Raw genomic sequence first — 19,101 nt, forward strand, 5'->3', positions numbered from 1 at the left:
ACAGTAATAAAATTAAAGATAAAGGAGATTTAGATTGACGGAACAAGCCATGATCAAACTGCACCAGATGCAAGATGTCATCAATTTATTTGATAGCATTAAACTAGAGGCCAAGTTACCAGCGATATGTTACGAAACCACACGCTATATTTCTTGGTCTGAATTTGATGCAATGCAAGTATACGAGCTTGATTTTGAACCATATTTAACCATTGCCGCCACCTGTGATATGCGTTTTTTTACCCTGCATCAAAGTCAGCACCGCTTATACCTTACCCATTGCAATTATGCTGGTCACGCACCGCGATGGGAGGCTCGCCCTATCACTTTGTCGCAACTGACGGATACCGCGTTAATGACTAAGTTGATGCAAGACCACGCCTATCAGTTAGGGCTAAGGATAAATTTCGATTTGGATTATCCAATCTAGTCTCACGGTGTTCGCCTGAAATGAATTGTACTAGACAGATTATCACCAAAGTCTTTGGTCGCTGATAAAGGAAGTAAGGTTTGAAGGTGCAAGCACAGGATCACTATCAAGTCACAGTGGCGACCTTTGATAAATATGCCAAACAGTATCAGGACAAATATCTAGAATTTGCCCCACACACTCAAACCTATGAAAGCCTCCTGTACTATCTCACCGAACATAGTCGCCTACTCGATATCAGTTGTGGGCCAGGCAATATCAGTCGCTTTTTAGTCGCGAAGGAACCTAGATTAACGGTCTTTGGTATCGACCTCGCTCCGCAAATGATTGCACTCGCGAAACAAAATGTCCCCTCGGGCCATTTTGAAGTTTCAGCCGGCCTTGCCGATGTCGTAAATGGTGTCAGCCAGTTTGTGGCCATGGTTGCCTAATAAAGGGCAATGACTTGTAGAGTACATTTAATTTACAATAGGTTAGCAGCCACAATATGGGCAATCATTTGCGATTAATGGGTAAAACTATGCGAAATCGCACTATCCCTTTGTTACAATGCCGTCGTCTGAATGTTCTCAGACACTAACATTGAACAGTGTGGAGCCTATGTCTAAAACACCAACTTATTCGCCCGCGAATACCCTTGTGGTACTCGATTTTGAAACTTCGGGGCTCTCACCCAATCAAGGGGCGCGCGCCATTGAGATTGGTGCAGTGTTGATTGAACAAGGGCAAATAACCGCGCGCTTTTCAGAATTAATGAATCCAGGTTTTCGGATAAACAGTTTTATCGAAGATTACACCGGGATCAGCAATCAAATGCTCGCCCATGCAGCGCCCTGCGCCGAGGTGATGGCACGTTTTGCCGCGTTTATCGGTAAACATCATCTGGTGGCCCATAATGCGGCTTTCGATCAACGTTTTCTGGATGCCGAATTTGCCCAGATAGGCCACCAATATCCCGGACAATTTGGCTGTTCTCTACTACTGGCAAGGCGGTTATACCCTGAGGCTATCAATCATCAGTTGGCAACCCTAGTGCGCCATAAGCAGCTACCAAGCGATGGCACCTTTCACCGCGCCTTGGCGGACGCGGAAATGACAGGGCATTTATGGCTGCGCATGCTGGCCGATCTTAAACAAGGGTATGCGATTACTGAACCGCCCTTTAGCCTGATGCAGAAAATCATGGCCAAGACTAAGGCCGAGGTGCCTAAGTTTTTGCGCCAGTACGCCAGAGGTTAGCCTGTCATCGATTAAGGTTTACGCTCCTATCTGACACGCTTAGAAAAGTGTCTAATAAAAAGCCGAGTGTTTGTTAACACTCGGCTTAGTGATTAAAGCAAACTGGATGCGACTCAAGCGAGCGGCGTATGATCAATCCCGCAGGAGCTGCGTACCACTAAGGTCGTTGGGATTAATTGCGGGGTCACCGCTTGACCACGAATAAGCTTGAGTAAGCTTTCCACTAAAATCTCACCCGCTAACTGGGTATTTTGCTTAATCGTCGTTAGCGGCGGATTGGCAAAGCTTGCCACGGGAATATCATCGTATCCCACCACGGCGACTTGCTCGGGTACCAAGATCCCCTTCTCTTTTAAGGCGCGAATCGCACCGATGGCGATTAAATCACTGGCGGCAAAAATCGCATCGAAATTCAATCCTTTATCTAGCAACTCCAGGGCTGCATCGTAACCTGCGCCCTCGGTGCTGATAGCCGAAATCTGTCGGCGAGGGTCCACAGTCAACCCTGCGCACTGCAGTGCTTTGACATGACCTAAATATCTGTCCCTAAACTCAGGGCAATGACTCGATGCGCCACCGAGAAACGCAAAATCCTTGCGTCCGAGGGAAATTAAATGCTCAGTGGCGATCAAACCGCCCTGATGGTTATCGCAGCCGATGGATAATACGGATTTATTGTTATGCTCCGCGCCCCAAATCACAAAGTGGGTGTTCTGTGCCAGCAATTTTTCGAGCTTTTGCTCGTAATCCATATAGTCGCCGTAACCCAGTAAGATAATGCCATCGGCTTTATTACTGTCTTCGTAATCGGCATGCCAATCGCTGGAAAGTTGCTGAAATGACACCAGTAAATCATAACCTTGTTGCGCTGTCGCCCGCGTGATTGAACCTAACATCGACAGAAAGAATGGGTTGATGAGTGAATCATCATTGGTGGGATCTTCACACAACAACAGGGCTAAGGTATGGCTGTTTTGAGTGCGCAGGTTACTGGCGTTTTTATCGACTTTGTAATTGAGTTCCTTGGCAATCGCTTGGATCCGCTGACGGGTTTCTAAATTGACTAACGGACTATTTCTCAAGGCTCGGGAAACCGTAGACTGGGATACACCAGCACGATAAGCAATATCGATTGAGGTCGCTTTCGATGCCATAGCAAGGTCACCATAATTATTATTTTGTGGCGATACTAAAACAGTTCGAATGACTTGTATAGCCGAAGGGTTTACAACTGACTAACAAGTTAGCAGAGATCAATATCTTGGCGGAAATACTAAGGTTTTGTGATGTCGATACAAGCATACTTGTATCGACATTCTGCAAACACTTAACCTTTACATACCTAAGAAAATGCGATGCCGTGCTTATGAGCCAGGAAGAATTAAATCCCGAGCTAAATCCCGAACTAAATGCCTAGCTCATCGAGCAAGTCATCGGCATCCATGCTGGCGTGCTGCTGACTGATCGCAGGTTTGTCCGCCATACGACTCCAAGGCGATGGTGTATCCGCGCCTTGAGCGCCGTTCGTGCCTAAACCGTGCTGTTCGAGCAAGCTGTCAGGATCGAACTCTTCGTCGAATTCAAACTCATCCAGCTTGATAAACTCGGTCTTATCCATGGCAAACTCGAGGTAGAAAATATGATTATTTTCAGTTTTAAACGACACACGTCTGGCGACTGCATCGTCTAAGTTTGCATCGATTGAAATGGTCAACTCTTTGTTTATCGTTAACATTTTTGGCTGACTTTGACTAATGGAGGTTTGCAGTTCCTTAGAAATCTTATTGATAAAGTCACCCAATATTTGGTTCATCAACTCGCCCATCACGTTACCCACTTCATCGGAAGTGTGGGAAAAGGCAAGCTCTTCCTCCGGCATCCCCATATTGAGCATATAACGGCGGTAAATTTCGATGGCCGCAGGGGCAGAAAAGTTGATCACGACGAGGCCCGAAAAGCCACCATCAAAAATCGAAAAACAGCCTAAATCGGGCTTTAAGCGGGTACGGGCAATGCTCTGCACCATGCCGGCGTGGCTTACATGGCTGGCACTGGTGCTGGATAACACGTGGGCAACTGAGTGGCATAACTTCAACAGAATGTCATCAGAAGTCACAATAGTATTTGTCGTCATAATCGATTCTCAAACTTAACAGTTGATTAATCTTGCGCGTAAAAGAGTAAAAAATCAAAACTAAAACAACTAATTAGAAACACTGCGCACGCAGCGGTGCTCGTTAACCACATAACCAATTGAATTTGTTCAATACTTAGTATGATTTTCGCCTTGCTGACGCTTTAAAAATCACAGATTAGCGATAAAATCATCAATTGAACACGATGCACAACAATATTCTGCTCGAGATCAAAGAATTCCAACATTCTTAACGGCTTTACACGAAATAAACTCAAGTTTGATTCATTTGATACCGATTCGAAGGTATATTGGACACCATTCTTTTGCGCCTTAAGGAACCGAAATGATCACATTCTTGCGCCGATTCACCATTTTGCAACGACTCATGATGATGCTAGTAATGGCGGCCATTGGTACTGTTTGTTTTGCGAGTTTTTCCATTAAAGAGCAATACAGCAATCTTATTGAGCAAAAATGGCTGCAAATCGATGGCCAGCTTGGCAGTATCCTGAGTGTGATTGACGTATACCGCCAAGATGCCGTCGGCGGAAAATTAACAGAGTCACAAGCGCAACAAGCAGCGGCAAAACTCATTGACCAGACCCGCTATGCTGGTGTCGGCTACTTTATTGTGATCGACGATAACAACCAAATCTTGGCCCACGGCGAAAATCCAAGCCTCATTGGCACGTCGGCGCAAAACTTTAAGCTGCCCAATGGCACCAATCCGCTGATCACTATGCTGTCTCAAGCACGGCAACAGGGTAAAGCCATGCTGGAATACCCGATTGCCAACCCAGCTTCTAAAGTCATCGAAGACAAACTCGCCGAAGCCCGCTATTACCCAGAATGGGGCTGGACAGTCATAACAGGTGCCTATCTGAGTGATGTGAAAGACAGCCTCGATAGCGTGATTATCGATTATTTGATTATCATGTTTTTAATTTCTGTGCCTATTTTTGCTTTCTTCTTAGTATTAAATCACTCCATTACCTCCCCTTTAAATGATGCTATTCACGCCCTTGAAGACATAGCCCAAGGTGAAGGTGATTTAAGCCAACGTTTGAGTACCCAAGGTAAAGATGAAGTGGCGCACCTTGCCCACGCCTTTAACCTGTTTGCCCAGAAGATTGGCGACATGGTGGGCCATCTGCAACCATTGGGACAGTCACTCGACAATGATGCTAAGCAGTTAATGTTGGCCGTAGAAGAATCGAACCAAAGCGCCGAGCATATCCACCGTGAAACCGGTAGCGTAGCAACAGCCGTGAATCAGATGCTCTCGACCACCCATGAGATGGCAAGCAACACTCAGCAAGCCGCCGATGCCGCTAACAGCGTGAAAAATCAGGCCCAGCAAAGCCAAGCGGTGATTGATGATACCGTGCGTGATACCGAAAAACTGGTGCAAGAGTTAAGAGCATCAGAAGTCATCACCCAAAAACTTGGGCAGTCTTCGGCGCAAATTGGCAGTATCCTCGATGTCATTCGCTCTATTGCCGAGCAAACGAACCTGTTAGCCCTCAATGCCGCTATCGAAGCCGCCCGTGCGGGTAGCCATGGCCGCGGTTTTGCCGTGGTCGCCGATGAAGTGCGCGCACTGGCTAATCGCACCCAAGACTCCACTAATGAAATCCAAAAAATCATCTCGGATATTCAAATGGGCGTGAACTCTGTGATGAAGAGCAATAGTCAAACGCAGACTCAATCCGATGAATTGCAAGCCAAAGCCCGTGAAGCGGGTAATGCCATGGCGGCGATTTTGCAGCTTATCGCCCATATCAGCGACATGAACACTCAACTCGCCAGCGCGACCGAGGAGCAATCGCTGGTAACAGAGGAAATCAATCGTAATATCTGTAATATCTCAGAATTAACCGAAGTCTCAGTCAAGGCTAACGAAGGCAATAGCCGCGCGGCACAGTCACTGCAGGATATCAGCCAAGATATGTCGCACACCTTAGGTCAATTCAAAATTTAACCCCATTGAGATAAAGCCACTCTGACACCAAAGAGGACGTATTAGAACGTCCTCTTTTAGTTTAAAATACGCCAATTCAAGGGGTGAATGCCTGCTATCTAACGGGATATTCATGCTATAACCTAGGATGTGACCTTACCCTAAACCTTTATTGCCGATTGAGGAACGCCCATGCGCATGACCTTAGCCGTTCACCCACGGCAGTATACGATTCATAGCTTTAGCCCTAATGCTCAATTACCTAGCGAAGTGTTTGCCGAAGAAGTCTACTTTATTGGCCGAACCGAGGAAGGGCTAACTGTGGTGGTGTCCAGCGAACTTGAGCTCGACAGTTTGGAGCAAGAAACCCATTGGTGCTGTCTTGAAGTATTAGGCCCGCTGGGATTTTCGATGACAGGTATTTTATCGAAAATATCCGGCACCTTAGCCGATGTGCAGATCAGTATTTTTGCCCTTTCCACCTTCGATACCGACTATATTTTGGTAAAGAAAAATTGTCTCCAAAGCGCTGTTGCCGCCTTAAAAAAGGCGGGATACAAGATTATTGAGTCGAACGAAGCGCCATAATATTGATAAAGAGTTAACCCACTATGTACGAAAAATCTGTCACTATCACCGCAAAACATGGTATTCATACCCGCCCTGCCGCCTTGTTAGTGAAAGAAGCGAAAACCTTCAACTGTGATGTGTTAGTTGAATGCAATGGCAAGCAAGCCAGCGCCAAAAGCTTATTCAAATTGCAAACATTAGGCCTGTATCATGGGGTAACCGTGCGGGTGTTTGCCGAGGGTGAGCAGGCGCAGGAAGCGGTCGAGAAAGTCTCGGAACTGCTCATCACCTTAAGTTAAACGGCAACTTAGCCAGCTTAATAGGAACGAATATGTCGATTACGGGGATCATAGTGTCATCGGGGATTGCCTTCGGACAGGCACTCCACCTTACCCACGCCGAACACCACCTCGATTATCGTCCCGTTCCCCTTTCTCGGATCCCGCAGCAACAGAGTAAATTTGCCAAAGCCCTACAGGCGCTGCAGCAACAACTCAGCCATAGTCAAACTAAGCTCGACCCACAAAGCGAAAACTATCAGTTAATTGAAGCCGATTTGTTACTGCTAGAGGACGAAGAGCTTATCGACCAAGTGAAGGAAGCAATCCGCACCCTGCAGTTATCTGCCAGTGTTGCGGTTGAGCGGGTTTTCGCCCATCAGGCCAACGAGCTTGAATCCTTAGAGGATCCTTATCTTGCTAATCGTGCCCAAGATGTGCGCTGTCTTGGCCAGCGATTAGTTACCGCCATCAACGGCCGCTTAGATCAAGGCTTAGCGCAGCTAACGGAGCCGACGATCCTTTTAGCGCAAGATCTCACTCCCGCCGAATTTGCATTGTTACCCAAAGAGCAGATCAGCGGCATAGTGCTTAAAACCGGCGGTTTAACCAGTCATACGGCGATTTTGGCCCGCGCGGCGGGGATCCCCGCTATTCTGAGCTGCCAGTTCGATGCCGAGTTTATTCCCAATGGCACGCCATTGGTGCTTGATGCCCTAAGTGGCGAGCTTTTTGTTAATCCTGCGCCCGAGCAGCAGGCACGCTTAACCGTTACATTGCACCATGAGCAAGCTAGACGCGCCGCCCTGCAAGCATACCGTGATGTCCCCGCCAAGACCCAAGATGGTCATCTCGTGGGTCTGATGGCCAACGTCGGCAACTTGAACGATATCACCCATGTTGGCGATGTGGGTGCCGATGGTATTGGTCTATTTCGCACCGAGTTTATGCTGATGCACACCAGCACACTGCCGGATGAAAAGGCTCAATACAATCTGTACTGCGAAGCCTTGCATGCGTTAGGCGGTAAGACCTTTACGATCAGAACCTTAGATATTGGTGCCGATAAGGAGCTGCCCTGCCTCTGTCAGGAGGTTGAAGACAATCCCGCCCTGGGCCTACGCGGGGTTAGATATACCTTGGCGCATCCAGAGCTGTTTAAGACACAGCTTAGGGCGATTTTACGGGCGGCCAACCGTGGTCCCATTCGACTCATGTTTCCTATGGTGAATCAGGTCGAGGAGCTCGATCAGATTTTTGCCCTCATCGCCGAATGCCAAGATGCCCTCGAAGAGGAAGAAAAAGGCTTCGGTGAACTCAGTTACGGCATAGTGGTCGAAACCCCCGCCGCAGTGATGAATCTTGCCTCCATGCTGCCAAGGTTAGATTTTGTGAGCATAGGCACCAATGACTTAACCCAATATGCCATGGCGGCGGATCGCACGAATCCGCAATTGACACGAGATTATCCTTCCCTGTCACCGGCAATTTTAGGGCTCATCAAGATGACCGTCGAGCAAGCCAAAGCCGCCGGGGTCAAAGTGTCACTCTGTGGCGAACTTGCCAGCTCGCCACAGATGGTCCCCCTCCTTATCGGCATGGGACTCGATGAACTCAGCGTGAACTTAAGTGCATTATTGGAGGTGAAAGCCGCCGTTTGCCAAGGTCAATTGGCGAAATTTTCTGCGTTAGCGCACACCGCCATGCAACAGAATAGAATTTCAGAACTACAGCAGTGTATAACAAACTATAAATAATACATTTTATTGGTTATGCTGCTTTACAGACTAAAAAGATAACAACAAAAACAAGCGAAGGGGCACAGGATAATGGGATTTTTAAGCCGAATAAGGCGATTGGTATCGGGACAACCACAACTGGCTGGCGGCATTATGGTTTACGCCCCAGTGAACGGGGAAATTGTGGCCATTGAAAAGGTCCCCGATGTGGTGTTTGCAGAGAAAATTGTCGGTGATGGTATCGCCATTGCGCCAAAGGGAGACACGATTGTCGCCCCAATCGACGGCACCATAGGTAAGATTTTTGAGACGAATCATGCTTTTAGTATCGAATCGCCACAGGGATTAGAGCTTTTCGTGCACTTTGGCGTAGGAACCGTTGAGCTAAGGGGGCGAGGTTTTAGCCGTTTGGCGGAGGAAGGCCAAGAGGTCAAAGTGGGCGATCCTATTCTGTCTTTCGATATTGATTACCTAAAAGATCAAGTAGATAGCCTACTCACTCCCGTTGTGCTGGCTAATATGGAAGATGTGAAATACTTAGATAAGGCCCAAGGTAGCGTCACCGCAGGTAAAGACGCGATTTTTACCGTTCAGCTTTAACTGATAACCGCTTTACCGCCCGCTTAGGTACGATCACTGGCAGTGCCCCTTGCCTGCCAGTCGCTCTCCCAGATAACGCACAGCTCCTCACGAATTGACATCACTGCTAACTCAACTGTTTTAGCCTGCGCCGATTCGCGCCATTAATAAGCAGTGATCAGTATAGACTCGTCATCCTCTGTCAGCGGCACTTGCCCCAGTTGCATCAGCTTACGTCTTAGCTCATCAAGTTCTGCAATAAATAAAGACCCGCTTGCTTGGTTTGAGCTTTGCGTCTCGGCGGCGGGAAATGCATCCTTCACAACCCGCAGCGCCGCAATATCTTTATAAGAGATGGTCTTACGGACAAACACAAAATCTCGAGTATCAATTTGGCTGATCACTCGATGGGCGGCTTCATAATCCATAGGGAAATCAGCATCACCCACGAGGCGTAGTTGCAGATATACCCGATGCGCCGCCAAGATACTCAAACATTCTCGCCACTTCGTATTATTCATATTCATCCTTGAAACGCTCCTGCTAGCTATCGCACTTTGGATTGGCAATATCTTTTGTTGTGCTCAACACTCTACTCAATCCTGCGTGAAAAGCATTAGCCTTTGGCTGATTGGCGAGTCAGCGGCCGCTCCTCAAGGTGCGCCACAATAAACACTAGAAACCGAAACAGTGATTTAATTTTAAGATCGTAATTGTTATCGGGTTTTGCCGACGCGAGCTTTTGTAACGATTTGATCTTTGAGTAGGCATTTTCCACCAGCTCGGCATTCTCTTTGCCCACATACTTAGCAAACTCGGCAAATTCACCGATAAATTTCAGTGTCACTTTACGGCGATTCAGGCTGGTGAGCGCTAGGCCCTCTTTGATTTTGGCCTCAAAGAGTGTGCACTCAAGCCCCTGAATTATAGACTGTTGTGGCAAACCGCTGCTCAAAGCATCGGCGAGGAAACCCAAATTAGCCTTTAACTCGAAGCTGATGGCCTGCTTGCCCGCCGACGATTGCTGCCAGCGGCTGCGCTCTTTATCAAAAATGTCGTATAACTCTTTCCAAATACTCATGCCCTGTCCCTGCAGCAAGATGTCTGGCATTGCGGTTCTTTGCCGAGACACGATTTTATTTAGGCAAATTTATCATAGGGTTAAAAATGCTAACACTGTTACTAAGACATTTAGTAAAAAAATGGCCCGAACATGTCGGGCCATAATGGTCATTCGTTGAGCACGAACGCGCTCAAGAGCTCAGCTAACACTTTATTGCTTAGCCTTGTTCTTTTCAGCCGATTGCTGGCGCAGAGCTTCTTTCTTTTGACGACGAGCTTCAATCACTTGATTCACATCACTACCAATGTGTGCTTCGTTACGTGATTTCGCTAAGTTTACTTGGCGCTCACGTTCAACGAAACGCTTACGCTGCTCGTCTGAAATCTTATCGATACAATGTGGGCAGCTAACGCCTTGCACATAGGCTGGACTTAATTTTTCGGCTTCAGTGATCGGCATACGACAAGCATTACATTGATCGTATTGGCCTTTCTTCAAGTCATGGTCAACGGCCACGCGGTTATCGAAGACGAAACATTCGCCTTCCCAAAGACTTTCTTCCTGTTTCACTTCTTCGAGGTACTTAAGGATGCCACCTTCGAGGTGATAGACCTCTTCAAAGCCTTGCTCTTTTAGATAAGCGGTCGATTTTTCGCAGCGAATACCGCCAGTACAGAACATCGCGACTTTCTTATGCTTGGCAGGATCGAGATTCTGCTTTACATACTCAGGGAACTCTCTGAAGGTTTCGGTCACTGGATTAATGGCATTTTTAAAGGTGCCAATCTGCACTTCGTAGTCGTTACGAGTATCGACTACGATGACTTCTGGATCGGAAATCAGCGCGTTCCAGTCCTGCGGTTTTACATAGGTGCCGACCACTTTAAGCGGATCGATACCTTCAACGCCCATGGTAACGATTTCTTTTTTCAGCTTCACTTTAGTGCGGTAGAAAGGCATTTCATCGTCAAAGGATAACTTGTAAACGATATTTTCAAGGCCATTTTGGTTATTCAGCCAAGCCAGCAGTGCATCGATAGCGGCTTGAGAGCCGGCCACAGTGCCATTAATCCCTTCATTTGCCAGCAGTAATGTGCCTTTAATCTCGGCCTGTTCCATCATGGACAGGAGTGGCTCACGCAGCGACTCAAAATGCGGTAATGAAACAAACTTATATAAAGCACAAACAACAACGTTAGACATAACACCCTCAACTGCTGGCTGGAACTTAATTTCCAGTGCATTAACTAATAACCAGCCTAAGCCCAGGCTGGGTCGCAAAAATCGGCCGAAATTCTACCTGAGTCACAGTCAGATAAACACTGACAAAAACCAAGGTCATTGTTTATTTACAAGGCAAACGGTGGAAAAATCGGTAATAAACGCAGTATTTCTGTTTTAAAGTCACTAGTATTGCCAACTTTTACCCATGCTGTGGCGAAATCGCTTTTATGATTGTTTTAAGGAACAAGACGATGCCTTTACCCATACTCTACAGTTTTCGCCGTTGTCCTTATGCCATGCGCGCTCGCCTTGGCCTATTGCTCGGCCAATGCAAGGTCGAAGTTCGGGAAATCACCCTTAAAGCAAAACCTGCACCGATGTTAGCCATATCTCCCAAGGGAACAGTGCCAGTATTGCAGCTGCCCACTGGTGAGGTGATTGCCGAGAGCTTGGAGATTATGCGCTGGGCATTGACCAAGACCGACTCGCCAGCGGCGCGGCAATTACTCGGACAGACGGCGTCAGCGCAAAGCTTAATTGCTGAGCTTATTACACAGAATGATGTTGAATTTAAACCTTGGCTGGATAAGTACAAATATGCTGACCGTTATCCTAAATTCACTCAGACGGATTATTTCGCCAAGGCCAGCACTTTTCTCGAACGACTCGAAGCACAGCTTGAGCAACATCCCTATCTAATCGGCCCAGCGTTAAGCCTTGCAGATTTTGCGATTGTGCCTTTTATTCGCCAATTTACGGCGGTGGATGCTAAACGGGATCTGAGTGTGGCGTTTCCACGCCTGATGAACTGGTTAACTACGCTCACCAGCAGTGAAATATTTCTGCAAGCAATGGAAAAATATGTGATCTGGCAAGCTGACAATCCGCCAGTTTACTTGTTAGGGACGTCTATAAGTAAATAAGAATTAACGTTTATTTTTGATATACCCAATAGCAATCGGTAAAATGTTCGCGTAAAGTACGTAGCGCTTAGGTAAACTAACTTAATCGTTTTTAACATTTTATGCTAAATCATCAGGATGAATGACAGGGATCAGCTACTTGGAAAATACGGATATTAACATCATTGCAATGCTCTTAGGCTTGTTTCTACTCCATTGCCTGTTTGCGCGTAGAGTCTTTAAGAGTCAAGCCAAGCTAAGCACCAATGCGAAATGGTTCTGGTGTTTACTCAGCCTATTGTTAGGCCCCGTCGGCTACTACGCCTACTACGGTTTTATTCCCCTCGATAAATTGCAAAAAGACTAAGCATTATCCTTATAACGCTTAGCTTTGAAGTGCCAACGCTAAGTTGAGATAAAAAAGCGCGGACTACGCCGCGCTTTTTCGTTATCGATATTTTCAGAATATAACCGAGCGTTCAATATCAGCCATTACACATGATTCACTACAAATGGCTATGCAGTAACACATCATCCTCGGGCGCTTTTTTGATCACCGGCGCCTGGCCTTCGGCTAACGCTTGTTTGTAGCTTTGGTTCATTTTTAGCGCCAGATATAAATCGGGTCGGATCAAAATGCCACCCTCGCCAGACTGCATTCCCGCCTGTTCAAACCAGCCGAGCATCTGCCGCTTACGCCCTGCTAACACTAAGCGTATGCCGCGCTTCTTCAATAATTGGTGTAAATCCGCAAGCATGGCCATCACACTCAAATCTAAGTGAGTAAAACACGGGACAGCATCGATGATGATGCAATCAACGGGCTCAGGCTCACGGATAAACTTCTCCAGTAAGCGGCGCTTAAAGTAAGTGGCGTTGAAGTAGGTTAACGGCGAGTTGAAACGATAAATAAACACGCCGGGCACAGATTTGGCCTTACCCGAATCATCCACACTGCGGATCACCCCTTTTTGGTCAAGCCCGAGCACTTGGTCGGTTGGACGCATAACGGTCGCTAAAAACTGGAATAGACCCAGTAATACCGCCAAAGTAATACCAGGAATAACCCCAATAAAGAGCACCGAAAACAAGGTCGTACAGGCGAGTAAAAAGGCGGAGCGGTCTCTTACGCGCAGGTTCCACAGCGCCTTTAAATCAATCAATGAAATCGAAGCAATCACCAATACCACGCCGAGTGCTGAACTGGGGATGTATTTGAGCGGTGCGGTAAAAAATAGCGCGACTAATGCAATCAAAACCGCCGCGATGATGGACACCAACTGGCTCTTGCCGCCGTTTGCATCGTTCACCGCGGTGCGTGAATCGGCGCCGCTGACCGCAAAGCCTTGGGATAACGCAGAGGCGATGTTCGCGATCCCTAGGGCGCGAAACTCTTTATCCGCATCGATATCGTAGCCATTTTTCGCCGCAAAACTGCGCGCCGTCAGCATCATGCTCACAAAGCTCACCATGGCTAAGTTGAGTGCGGGCACCACCAGTTCACGGGCAATACCGATATCGAACGCTGGTGCTTGGAATGATGGCAAGCCCGCGCTCACCTCACCCACCACATTGATGTCTAAGCTGGTTAAGTTAAAGGCCCAGACTAAAAATGCCGCCATCGCCATCGCACACATTGAAGCTGGCCACTGTGGACGATAACGTTTTACCAACGCATAGGTCGCTAAGGTCACCACACCCATCAGCAAGGTGGGCCAGTGGGTTTTAGTTAAATAGGAAGGTGCGCCCGATAAGCGCTCAATCAGATAACGTTCATCGAAGGTGAAACCAAAAATTTTCGAGAATTGACCGACAATAATGGTGATAGCCACACCATTGAGCAGCCCCATCAGAATAGGTTTGGAGAGAAAGTCGGCTAATACCCCAAGGCGAAAACGGCTGGCGATTAAACACCAAAAGCCGGTCATCGCCGTCATGGTCATCACCAGTTGCCAGTGTTTCATGCTGTCGCCAGCGGCAAGCGGCGTCACCACGGCGGCAATAACAGCGCAGGTGGCGGCATCGGGGCCAACAATTAATTGTCTAGAAGTGCCAAACAGTGCATACACCAACATGGGCAGCACACAGGAGTATAAACCGACAGCGGCATTGACCCCGGTCAATTGGGCGTAAGCAATAGCGACAGGTAAAGCAACCGCCGCCACGGATAATCCCGCCCTCACATCATCCCTGAGCCATTGCTTCTCATACTGCAGCATCTGCGCCAAACCGGGCATTAACGATACTAAACTGGGAAACTTCACGCAGTAACCTCCATATACTCACTCCCAAGTTAAGAACTAACTTGCGGTGGCTAAGTATAACTAAGCCTCATTGGGATCCCCAAAAGGCCGTTACCTAAAAAAGCCACCAATATTATGTTGGTTATGACATAAAGCCAATCCTTACGCGAGTCAGTATCCCAGAATATTTAAGGTTTTAGCGCAATTAGGTCACTTTATCGCAGGATCATAGGTAAGGACACCAACAATAAACTGCCCATAAACCAGTTAAAATGGCGTCGACGTTTATCCGTATTGAGCTTTTTACTGATAGCCGCGCCGACAAACACCCAAGTAAAGGATGCGGGAAATCCCACCAAGTTAAACACCAGCACGCCCAATACCGCACTGAGCCAAAAGCCATCGCCCCCTAAGGTAAATGCGCTGCAAAGGGTAATGGTCGACATCCAGGATTTGGGATTGATCCACTGAAACAGCGCCGCCTCCATCAAACTCATCGGTTGACGCCCTTCATCCAAATGCGCCGCCTTTACGGGAGAGGTCACTAATCGATAGGCAAGATGCAGTAAATACAGCAATGCCGCGTATTTCAACGCTTGGTGCAACATCGGAAACGTCTCGAACAAAGCACCCAGACCGAGTAATACCGACAGATGCAAAGAAGTCGAGCCAAGGCGGATCCCCGCGATATGTGGAATGGTGCGCATCACCCCGAAATGGGCACCTGAGCTGGCGAGTAAAATATTATTCGGCCCGGGAGTCATGGTCATGGTTGCACAAAAGAGTGCTGCTGAGGCCATTAATGTCCAGAGTTGTGGATCATTGACAAGTTGAATATCCATAAAAACCTTAAATTGTACGCATACAATATTTGACAACAAACAAGACAATTAATAATATAGATAGCATAATGGAGATCAATGGATTTATTGTCATGGGTACAATTTGGACGCCAGATCTAGCGGCATTTACAGGTCCTAAATATCAACGTCTGGTCAGTGCGATCGAGCAAGGCATTTTGCTAAAAGCCCTTCCCCATGGCACAAAACTCCCGCCACAGCGGCGTTTAGCCGATGCACTTGGGGTGACCATAGGCACAGTCACTCGGGCCTATGCTCTAGCGGAGCAACGCGGTTATGTGGAAGCGCGTATCGGTGATGGTACTTATGTCAACGCCTCTCCCGTGCCAGAGCTTAATCATTTGCAGCTCAATATGGCGACTTGTCAGCAGCCGCTGACGGATCAAATAAGTACGCTGAGTGATTGCCTAAGCCAACTGGCTAAGGATCCGGCGAAACTGAGTCAACTCCTTGGCTATCGCGCCAGCCCCTTAGATCAGCATCAACAGATATTTCACCACTGGCTTGCGCAACGCGGCATTGAGCAGCGCCCAGAGCAATTGATCTTTACCCATGGTGGGCAACAGGCCATTTTTGCCTGCCTTAATGCCTTCCTGGCCAAGGGCGAGGTACTCCTGCACGAGCAGTACAGCTATCCCGGAGTGCGTATTTGCGCTAAACAATTGGGTATCAATAGCATTGGCGTGCCATTAACCTCTGACGGAGTCGATCTCGCAAGATTCGAGGCCTTAGTACAAATCCATCAACCTAAACTGGTATATTTAACCCTCAACAATCAAAACCCCACCTGCATTCAATACAGTGAGCAACAGAGAGAAAAACTGTTAGCACTCGCGGAGCAGTACCAGTTTTATATCATTGAAGATGATGTGAATTATTGTCTCCCTGAAGAGTGGCATCCTCCGCTGTGGCAGTTAGCTCAGACGCTGAATGTGCCGAGGGTCATTTACATTTCAAGCCTGTCTAAGCAGTTTTCAGGGGGCTTAAGGCAAGGTTTTATTTTAGTGCCCGAGCCGCTTATCGCGCCATTGCGCCTCGCCATTCATAGCCAATGTTGGATGGTTTCGCCGCTCAATGTGGAGCTGGCCTGTCAGCTAATCAAACGTGGGCACATCACGGCCAATCGCGATGCGATTATTCGCGAGCGTCAGCAGCAATGCATGGCATTGGGTGACAAGCTGGAGTTAACTCAACGCTGGCGGGGTTTAAATGGCTGGATCCAGTTACCCGAAGACATTAAAGCCCATCATCTGGTGACCGCTTTAGCGGCAAAAGGCGTGCTGATCCGTAATGGGGATGACTTTAACTGCCATGACAACTTTATCCGATTAAGTTTAGGTGGCGCCGAAAACGATACCCAATTCCAGCTTGCGCTCGACTGCATCGAATCCACCTTTAACGCACTCAAGCAACACGCCTATTCGGTCGTATAGCAGTTCATTTTCGCGTTAGAAAGCGGCCAAAAAGAAACGCCAGAGTGATGCTCTGGCGTTTTAAGCTTGCTTAATCACAAGCATTTCTGGTGTTGAAATTTAACGTTATGGCACCTTGAACACAAGCTATGGCTATCGCACCTTGATTTGGTACACGCTGGTTGTGCCACTGACTTCATTACCAATGATCAACAGAGGCTGACCATTAGGACTCTTCTCGGCACTCACAAACTTCATGCCTTCTGGCCCTAAATCTCCCGCTAAACTGGCATCGCCTTTCACTTCGCCTGTGTCCGTATCTATGCTGAAATCTGCCTCAAAATCACGGTTTACCACATAATCCACAAAATCCACGTCGAAGGGATTCGTCACGTCGTAAATCATAAAGCCAGAGGTACGTTCAAGCCCGATAAAGGCATAGAGTTTTTGACCAATTTTGCCTAAAGCTAAGGCTTCTGGCTCAGGGCCTTTATCGTCACTGCGACTATCGCCTTTGTTTTCTTCATTGTTATTGTTGAAGTTATTGCCTAACAAGGCTGCGGTGATCCGCTCAAAATCGCTACCACTGTCAAACACCTGTTGACCATCGGCCGTCCAGATTGAGAAGGAGCGCGCGCCGAAGCTCACGATTTTGTCGTAATCGCCGTCGTTATCGTCATCACCCATACTCTTAGTCACTTTCAAACGGGCTAATTGGGTCTTATCTTTTGCGGCGGCAAATTGTGGATGATTAGGATCTAAGGTTAAGTCACCGGCGCGGGCTTCCTCCGAAAACCCAGCATAATCGCGGGAATCCCCTTCGTTAGCGGTGACAATAAAGTCAGTATTATTCCAACGGTAACTCGCTACAGTATCGGGTTGATACATGCCATACACACCCGCATAGGTCTGAAGGTTGACCATATCGTCCTTGTCACTTGCATCAATTTTATTCACATCAAGACCATAATCCTTCAGCCCTAAGGGTAAAATCTTCGCTACTTTCGCATTGGCGATATCAATCACCGCGATGGCATTGTTCTCCTGCAGGCTCACAAAGGCACGGCTGTTATCGGGGCTGACACTGATATACTCAGGCTCTAAGTCCTGCGCGACAGTGGCCATAGGGCCATTAATTTTAATGTCCTTGGTGATTTCATTATAGCGAGCATTGCCCTGATTAAACTCGGTGAATGTCACTAGCGTCGCCGTTGCTGCGGGTTTACCATCCGTAATGGCGATAATGGCCACACTGCCTTCAGGGTCGATACTATAATCTTGATTTGGTTCACCTTCATTCGCAACGAGTACCGTTTTGCCATCATGACTAAAGACGACGTTATCCGGTAATGCACCGACTTCAACCGCGCTAAGATACTGCGGTGTCTCATTGCCATTGAGTTGGTAGAAAGCCACATAGCCATTGGCTTGAGTCTTATTGCCGGCTGCATCGCCGCGCTCAATGGCCGCCGCTAACAAGTTACCAGAAATACTGATACTGTTAACGCTGCCCATAAAACTTAAGCCTACATCTTTGGCGACATCCAGCTCTGCTAGCTTATCAAGATTATTCAAGGCTAATGGCGCAGTTGCCTTAGCCGCGTTGCTGAGCAAGTTAGCGTCGATAATGTCGACCTTACCGCTTTTCGCATTAACCACAAAAATTCGCTGAGAAGCACTGTGGTATTCAACAATTTCAGCAGCGCTCAGGCCATAAGTGCCCGTTTGATGACGGCCGATCAGCTCCGCCGACACTCCCGTAGATTGGGGTTGGCAAATAAATTGGGTTTGCGCCGCATCGATTTCAGTCTCTTCCAACTGGCCATTACGATTTGTATCAAGCCCTGTATCGATGCGCTGACCACCAGCGGGACAGTTTGCATCACCAATAGCGAGTGCAGTCACGTTAACTAATGAATTTAAGCCGTTCTCCCCCTGCTCACCATTGGTACCGTCATCACCATTACAGGCACCAAGGAGTAAACTTGCCAATATCGCACCGGCCAGCGGCAGTCGTTTTGTGTTCATTGCATCATTCCTGAATGTGTTGTTATTAGTCGTAGGGTTAAGCTAAAGCCCATTAAACTAATCCGCATTCAAGACGGTTAGATGACATACAGATGACACTGGAGTGACAATCTCAGTCGAATGAATGACGCTAAGGCGTGTATGAGTACATCAATGCAATACAAGGACATAAAATCCATTTTGGTTACAATTTAAGTGTAAAGATATCGTCATCGAGATTGGCTTATTTGCCTGAGCGTTTTACTATGTTATGCCTTAATATCCTTAGACTCGATACAAAGCCGAGGACTTAAATCAACTGTGCCTATGACGGTTGAGAGACTCTTCGCCGGCCACTCATTTCTTCCCTATACTCCTCCAATGTTCATGGCGAAATTACGCTATGGTAATTGAGGCAAAATGAGTCGCCATTAGGCAAAATTGTAACCCTACAATTT

The 19,101-nt window shown here is 47.5% G+C and carries 19 protein-coding genes; 11 read left to right on the top strand and 8 right to left on the bottom strand.

Annotated elements, in window-relative coordinates; genetic code table 11:
* Positions 1-49: 49 nt before the first annotated feature.
* The 3 genes from CBX96_RS06565 to CBX96_RS06575 all read left to right on the top strand — a co-directional run bounded on the left by CBX96_RS06565 (position 50) and on the right by CBX96_RS06575 (position 1,669).
* Entirely contained in the window at positions 50-430 is a 381-nt protein-coding gene (locus CBX96_RS06565) for a hypothetical protein (protein ID WP_181382155.1), read from the top strand.
* An 86-nt stretch (positions 431-516) separates the two neighbouring features.
* Positions 517-861 (top strand): trans-aconitate 2-methyltransferase, encoded by a 345-nt coding sequence (locus CBX96_RS06570; RefSeq protein ID WP_258294231.1) that lies wholly within the window; start codon positions 517-519, stop codon positions 859-861.
* 169 nt (positions 862-1,030) lie between these two features.
* Positions 1,031-1,669, top strand: coding sequence for a PolC-type DNA polymerase III (locus CBX96_RS06575; RefSeq protein ID WP_109286136.1), 639 nt, complete (start codon positions 1,031-1,033; stop codon positions 1,667-1,669).
* 113 nt (positions 1,670-1,782) lie between these two features.
* On the opposite strand, the gene CBX96_RS06580 is transcribed toward CBX96_RS06575, so the two are convergent.
* Both CBX96_RS06580 and CBX96_RS06585 read right to left on the bottom strand, forming a co-directional pair.
* Entirely contained in the window at positions 1,783-2,823 is a 1,041-nt protein-coding gene (locus CBX96_RS06580; RefSeq protein WP_086903285.1) for a LacI family DNA-binding transcriptional regulator, read from the bottom strand.
* Between the two features lie 251 nt (positions 2,824-3,074).
* The gene (locus CBX96_RS06585; protein WP_109286137.1) at positions 3,075-3,803 is read right to left on the bottom strand and encodes a DUF3334 family protein; all 729 of its coding nucleotides are present in this window, start codon (positions 3,801-3,803) and stop codon (positions 3,075-3,077) included.
* A gap of 346 nt (positions 3,804-4,149) precedes the next feature.
* On the opposite strand from CBX96_RS06585, the gene CBX96_RS06590 reads away from it, so the two are divergent.
* From CBX96_RS06590 to crr, 5 genes are all read left to right on the top strand, one after another.
* Positions 4,150-5,787 carry a methyl-accepting chemotaxis protein gene (locus CBX96_RS06590; protein ID WP_086903283.1) on the top strand — a complete coding sequence of 546 codons (1,638 nt, stop codon included), beginning with the start codon at positions 4,150-4,152 and terminating at the stop codon, positions 5,785-5,787.
* Between the two features lie 171 nt (positions 5,788-5,958).
* Positions 5,959-6,354, top strand: a complete 396-nt coding sequence (locus tag CBX96_RS06595; RefSeq protein WP_086903282.1) for an ACT domain-containing protein — start codon at positions 5,959-5,961, stop codon at positions 6,352-6,354.
* A gap of 23 nt (positions 6,355-6,377) precedes the next feature.
* Positions 6,378-6,635: an HPr family phosphocarrier protein gene (locus CBX96_RS06600; protein WP_011622536.1), complete on the top strand. Its 258-nt coding sequence runs from the start codon at positions 6,378-6,380 to the stop codon at positions 6,633-6,635.
* 32 nt (positions 6,636-6,667) lie between these two features.
* Complete coding sequence (gene ptsP, locus CBX96_RS06605; RefSeq protein ID WP_109286138.1) at positions 6,668-8,371, top strand: phosphoenolpyruvate--protein phosphotransferase; 1,704 nt, start codon at positions 6,668-6,670, stop codon at positions 8,369-8,371.
* A 72-nt stretch (positions 8,372-8,443) separates the two neighbouring features.
* Complete coding sequence (crr, locus tag CBX96_RS06610; protein ID WP_011622534.1) at positions 8,444-8,953, top strand: PTS glucose transporter subunit IIA; 510 nt, start codon at positions 8,444-8,446, stop codon at positions 8,951-8,953.
* A 143-nt stretch (positions 8,954-9,096) separates the two neighbouring features.
* Here crr and CBX96_RS06615 read toward each other — a convergent pair whose 3' ends face one another.
* The 3 genes from CBX96_RS06615 to CBX96_RS06625 form a co-directional block, all read right to left on the bottom strand.
* Positions 9,097-9,453 carry a hypothetical protein gene (locus tag CBX96_RS06615; RefSeq protein ID WP_258294196.1) on the bottom strand — a complete coding sequence of 119 codons (357 nt, stop codon included), beginning with the start codon at positions 9,451-9,453 and terminating at the stop codon, positions 9,097-9,099.
* Between the two features lie 95 nt (positions 9,454-9,548).
* Positions 9,549-10,013, bottom strand: coding sequence for a hypothetical protein (locus CBX96_RS06620; protein WP_086903296.1), 465 nt, complete (start codon positions 10,011-10,013; stop codon positions 9,549-9,551).
* Between the two features lie 192 nt (positions 10,014-10,205).
* Entirely contained in the window at positions 10,206-11,198 is a 993-nt protein-coding gene (locus CBX96_RS06625; protein ID WP_109286189.1) for a rhodanese-related sulfurtransferase, read from the bottom strand.
* A 272-nt stretch (positions 11,199-11,470) separates the two neighbouring features.
* Here CBX96_RS06625 and CBX96_RS06630 point away from each other — a divergent pair, with 272 nt between their 5' ends.
* Positions 11,471-12,142 carry a glutathione S-transferase gene (locus tag CBX96_RS06630; protein ID WP_109286140.1) on the top strand — a complete coding sequence of 224 codons (672 nt, stop codon included), beginning with the start codon at positions 11,471-11,473 and terminating at the stop codon, positions 12,140-12,142.
* Positions 12,143-12,263: 121 nt separating this feature from the next.
* Positions 12,264-12,488: a hypothetical protein gene (locus tag CBX96_RS06635; RefSeq protein ID WP_109286141.1), complete on the top strand. Its 225-nt coding sequence runs from the start codon at positions 12,264-12,266 to the stop codon at positions 12,486-12,488.
* A 139-nt stretch (positions 12,489-12,627) separates the two neighbouring features.
* On the opposite strand, the gene CBX96_RS06640 is transcribed toward CBX96_RS06635, so the two are convergent.
* Both CBX96_RS06640 and CBX96_RS06645 read right to left on the bottom strand, forming a co-directional pair.
* A complete protein-coding gene (locus tag CBX96_RS06640; RefSeq protein WP_086903276.1) occupies positions 12,628-14,385 on the bottom strand; it encodes a SulP family inorganic anion transporter in 1,758 nt (585 codons plus the stop codon).
* A 194-nt stretch (positions 14,386-14,579) separates the two neighbouring features.
* Positions 14,580-15,206 (bottom strand): LysE family translocator, encoded by a 627-nt coding sequence (locus CBX96_RS06645; protein ID WP_109286142.1) that lies wholly within the window; start codon positions 15,204-15,206, stop codon positions 14,580-14,582.
* Positions 15,207-15,298: 92 nt separating this feature from the next.
* Here CBX96_RS06645 and CBX96_RS06650 point away from each other — a divergent pair, with 92 nt between their 5' ends.
* Entirely contained in the window at positions 15,299-16,657 is a 1,359-nt protein-coding gene (locus CBX96_RS06650; RefSeq protein ID WP_109286190.1) for a PLP-dependent aminotransferase family protein, read from the top strand.
* 132 nt (positions 16,658-16,789) lie between these two features.
* On the opposite strand, the gene CBX96_RS06655 is transcribed toward CBX96_RS06650, so the two are convergent.
* Complete coding sequence (locus CBX96_RS06655) at positions 16,790-18,664, bottom strand: choice-of-anchor I family protein (RefSeq protein WP_109286143.1); 1,875 nt, start codon at positions 18,662-18,664, stop codon at positions 16,790-16,792.
* Between the last annotated feature and the right edge of the window lie 437 nt (positions 18,665-19,101).

Source organism: Shewanella sp. BC20, from assembly GCF_003129585.1.
Classification (GTDB): domain Bacteria; phylum Pseudomonadota; class Gammaproteobacteria; order Enterobacterales; family Shewanellaceae; genus Shewanella; species Shewanella seohaensis.

What these genes read in the sequence shown, in the direction of transcription:
- CBX96_RS06585 (WP_109286137.1), bottom strand. Translation starts at nt 3,803, where the DNA reads ATGACGACAAATACTATTGTGACTTCTGATGACATTCTGTTGAAGTTA.
- CBX96_RS06635 (WP_109286141.1), top strand. Translation starts at nt 12,264, where the DNA reads ATGACAGGGATCAGCTACTTGGAAAATACGGATATTAACATCATTGCA.
- CBX96_RS06620 (WP_086903296.1), bottom strand. Translation starts at nt 10,013, where the DNA reads ATGAGTATTTGGAAAGAGTTATACGACATTTTTGATAAAGAGCGCAGC.
- CBX96_RS06580 (WP_086903285.1), bottom strand. Translation starts at nt 2,823, where the DNA reads ATGGCATCGAAAGCGACCTCAATCGATATTGCTTATCGTGCTGGTGTA.
- CBX96_RS06615 (WP_258294196.1), bottom strand. Translation starts at nt 9,453, where the DNA reads ATGAATAATACGAAGTGGCGAGAATGTTTGAGTATCTTGGCGGCGCAT.
- CBX96_RS06595 (WP_086903282.1), top strand. Translation starts at nt 5,959, where the DNA reads ATGCGCATGACCTTAGCCGTTCACCCACGGCAGTATACGATTCATAGC.
- CBX96_RS06590 (WP_086903283.1), top strand. Translation starts at nt 4,150, where the DNA reads ATGATCACATTCTTGCGCCGATTCACCATTTTGCAACGACTCATGATG.
- CBX96_RS06625 (WP_109286189.1), bottom strand. Translation starts at nt 11,198, where the DNA reads ATGTCTAACGTTGTTGTTTGTGCTTTATATAAGTTTGTTTCATTACCG.
- CBX96_RS06655 (WP_109286143.1), bottom strand. Translation starts at nt 18,664, where the DNA reads ATGAACACAAAACGACTGCCGCTGGCCGGTGCGATATTGGCAAGTTTA.
- crr (WP_011622534.1), top strand. Translation starts at nt 8,444, where the DNA reads ATGGGATTTTTAAGCCGAATAAGGCGATTGGTATCGGGACAACCACAA.
- CBX96_RS06565 (WP_181382155.1), top strand. Translation starts at nt 50, where the DNA reads ATGATCAAACTGCACCAGATGCAAGATGTCATCAATTTATTTGATAGC.
- CBX96_RS06650 (WP_109286190.1), top strand. Translation starts at nt 15,299, where the DNA reads ATGGGTACAATTTGGACGCCAGATCTAGCGGCATTTACAGGTCCTAAA.
- CBX96_RS06600 (WP_011622536.1), top strand. Translation starts at nt 6,378, where the DNA reads ATGTACGAAAAATCTGTCACTATCACCGCAAAACATGGTATTCATACC.
- ptsP (WP_109286138.1), top strand. Translation starts at nt 6,668, where the DNA reads ATGTCGATTACGGGGATCATAGTGTCATCGGGGATTGCCTTCGGACAG.
- CBX96_RS06630 (WP_109286140.1), top strand. Translation starts at nt 11,471, where the DNA reads ATGCCTTTACCCATACTCTACAGTTTTCGCCGTTGTCCTTATGCCATG.
- CBX96_RS06645 (WP_109286142.1), bottom strand. Translation starts at nt 15,206, where the DNA reads ATGGATATTCAACTTGTCAATGATCCACAACTCTGGACATTAATGGCC.
- CBX96_RS06575 (WP_109286136.1), top strand. Translation starts at nt 1,031, where the DNA reads ATGTCTAAAACACCAACTTATTCGCCCGCGAATACCCTTGTGGTACTC.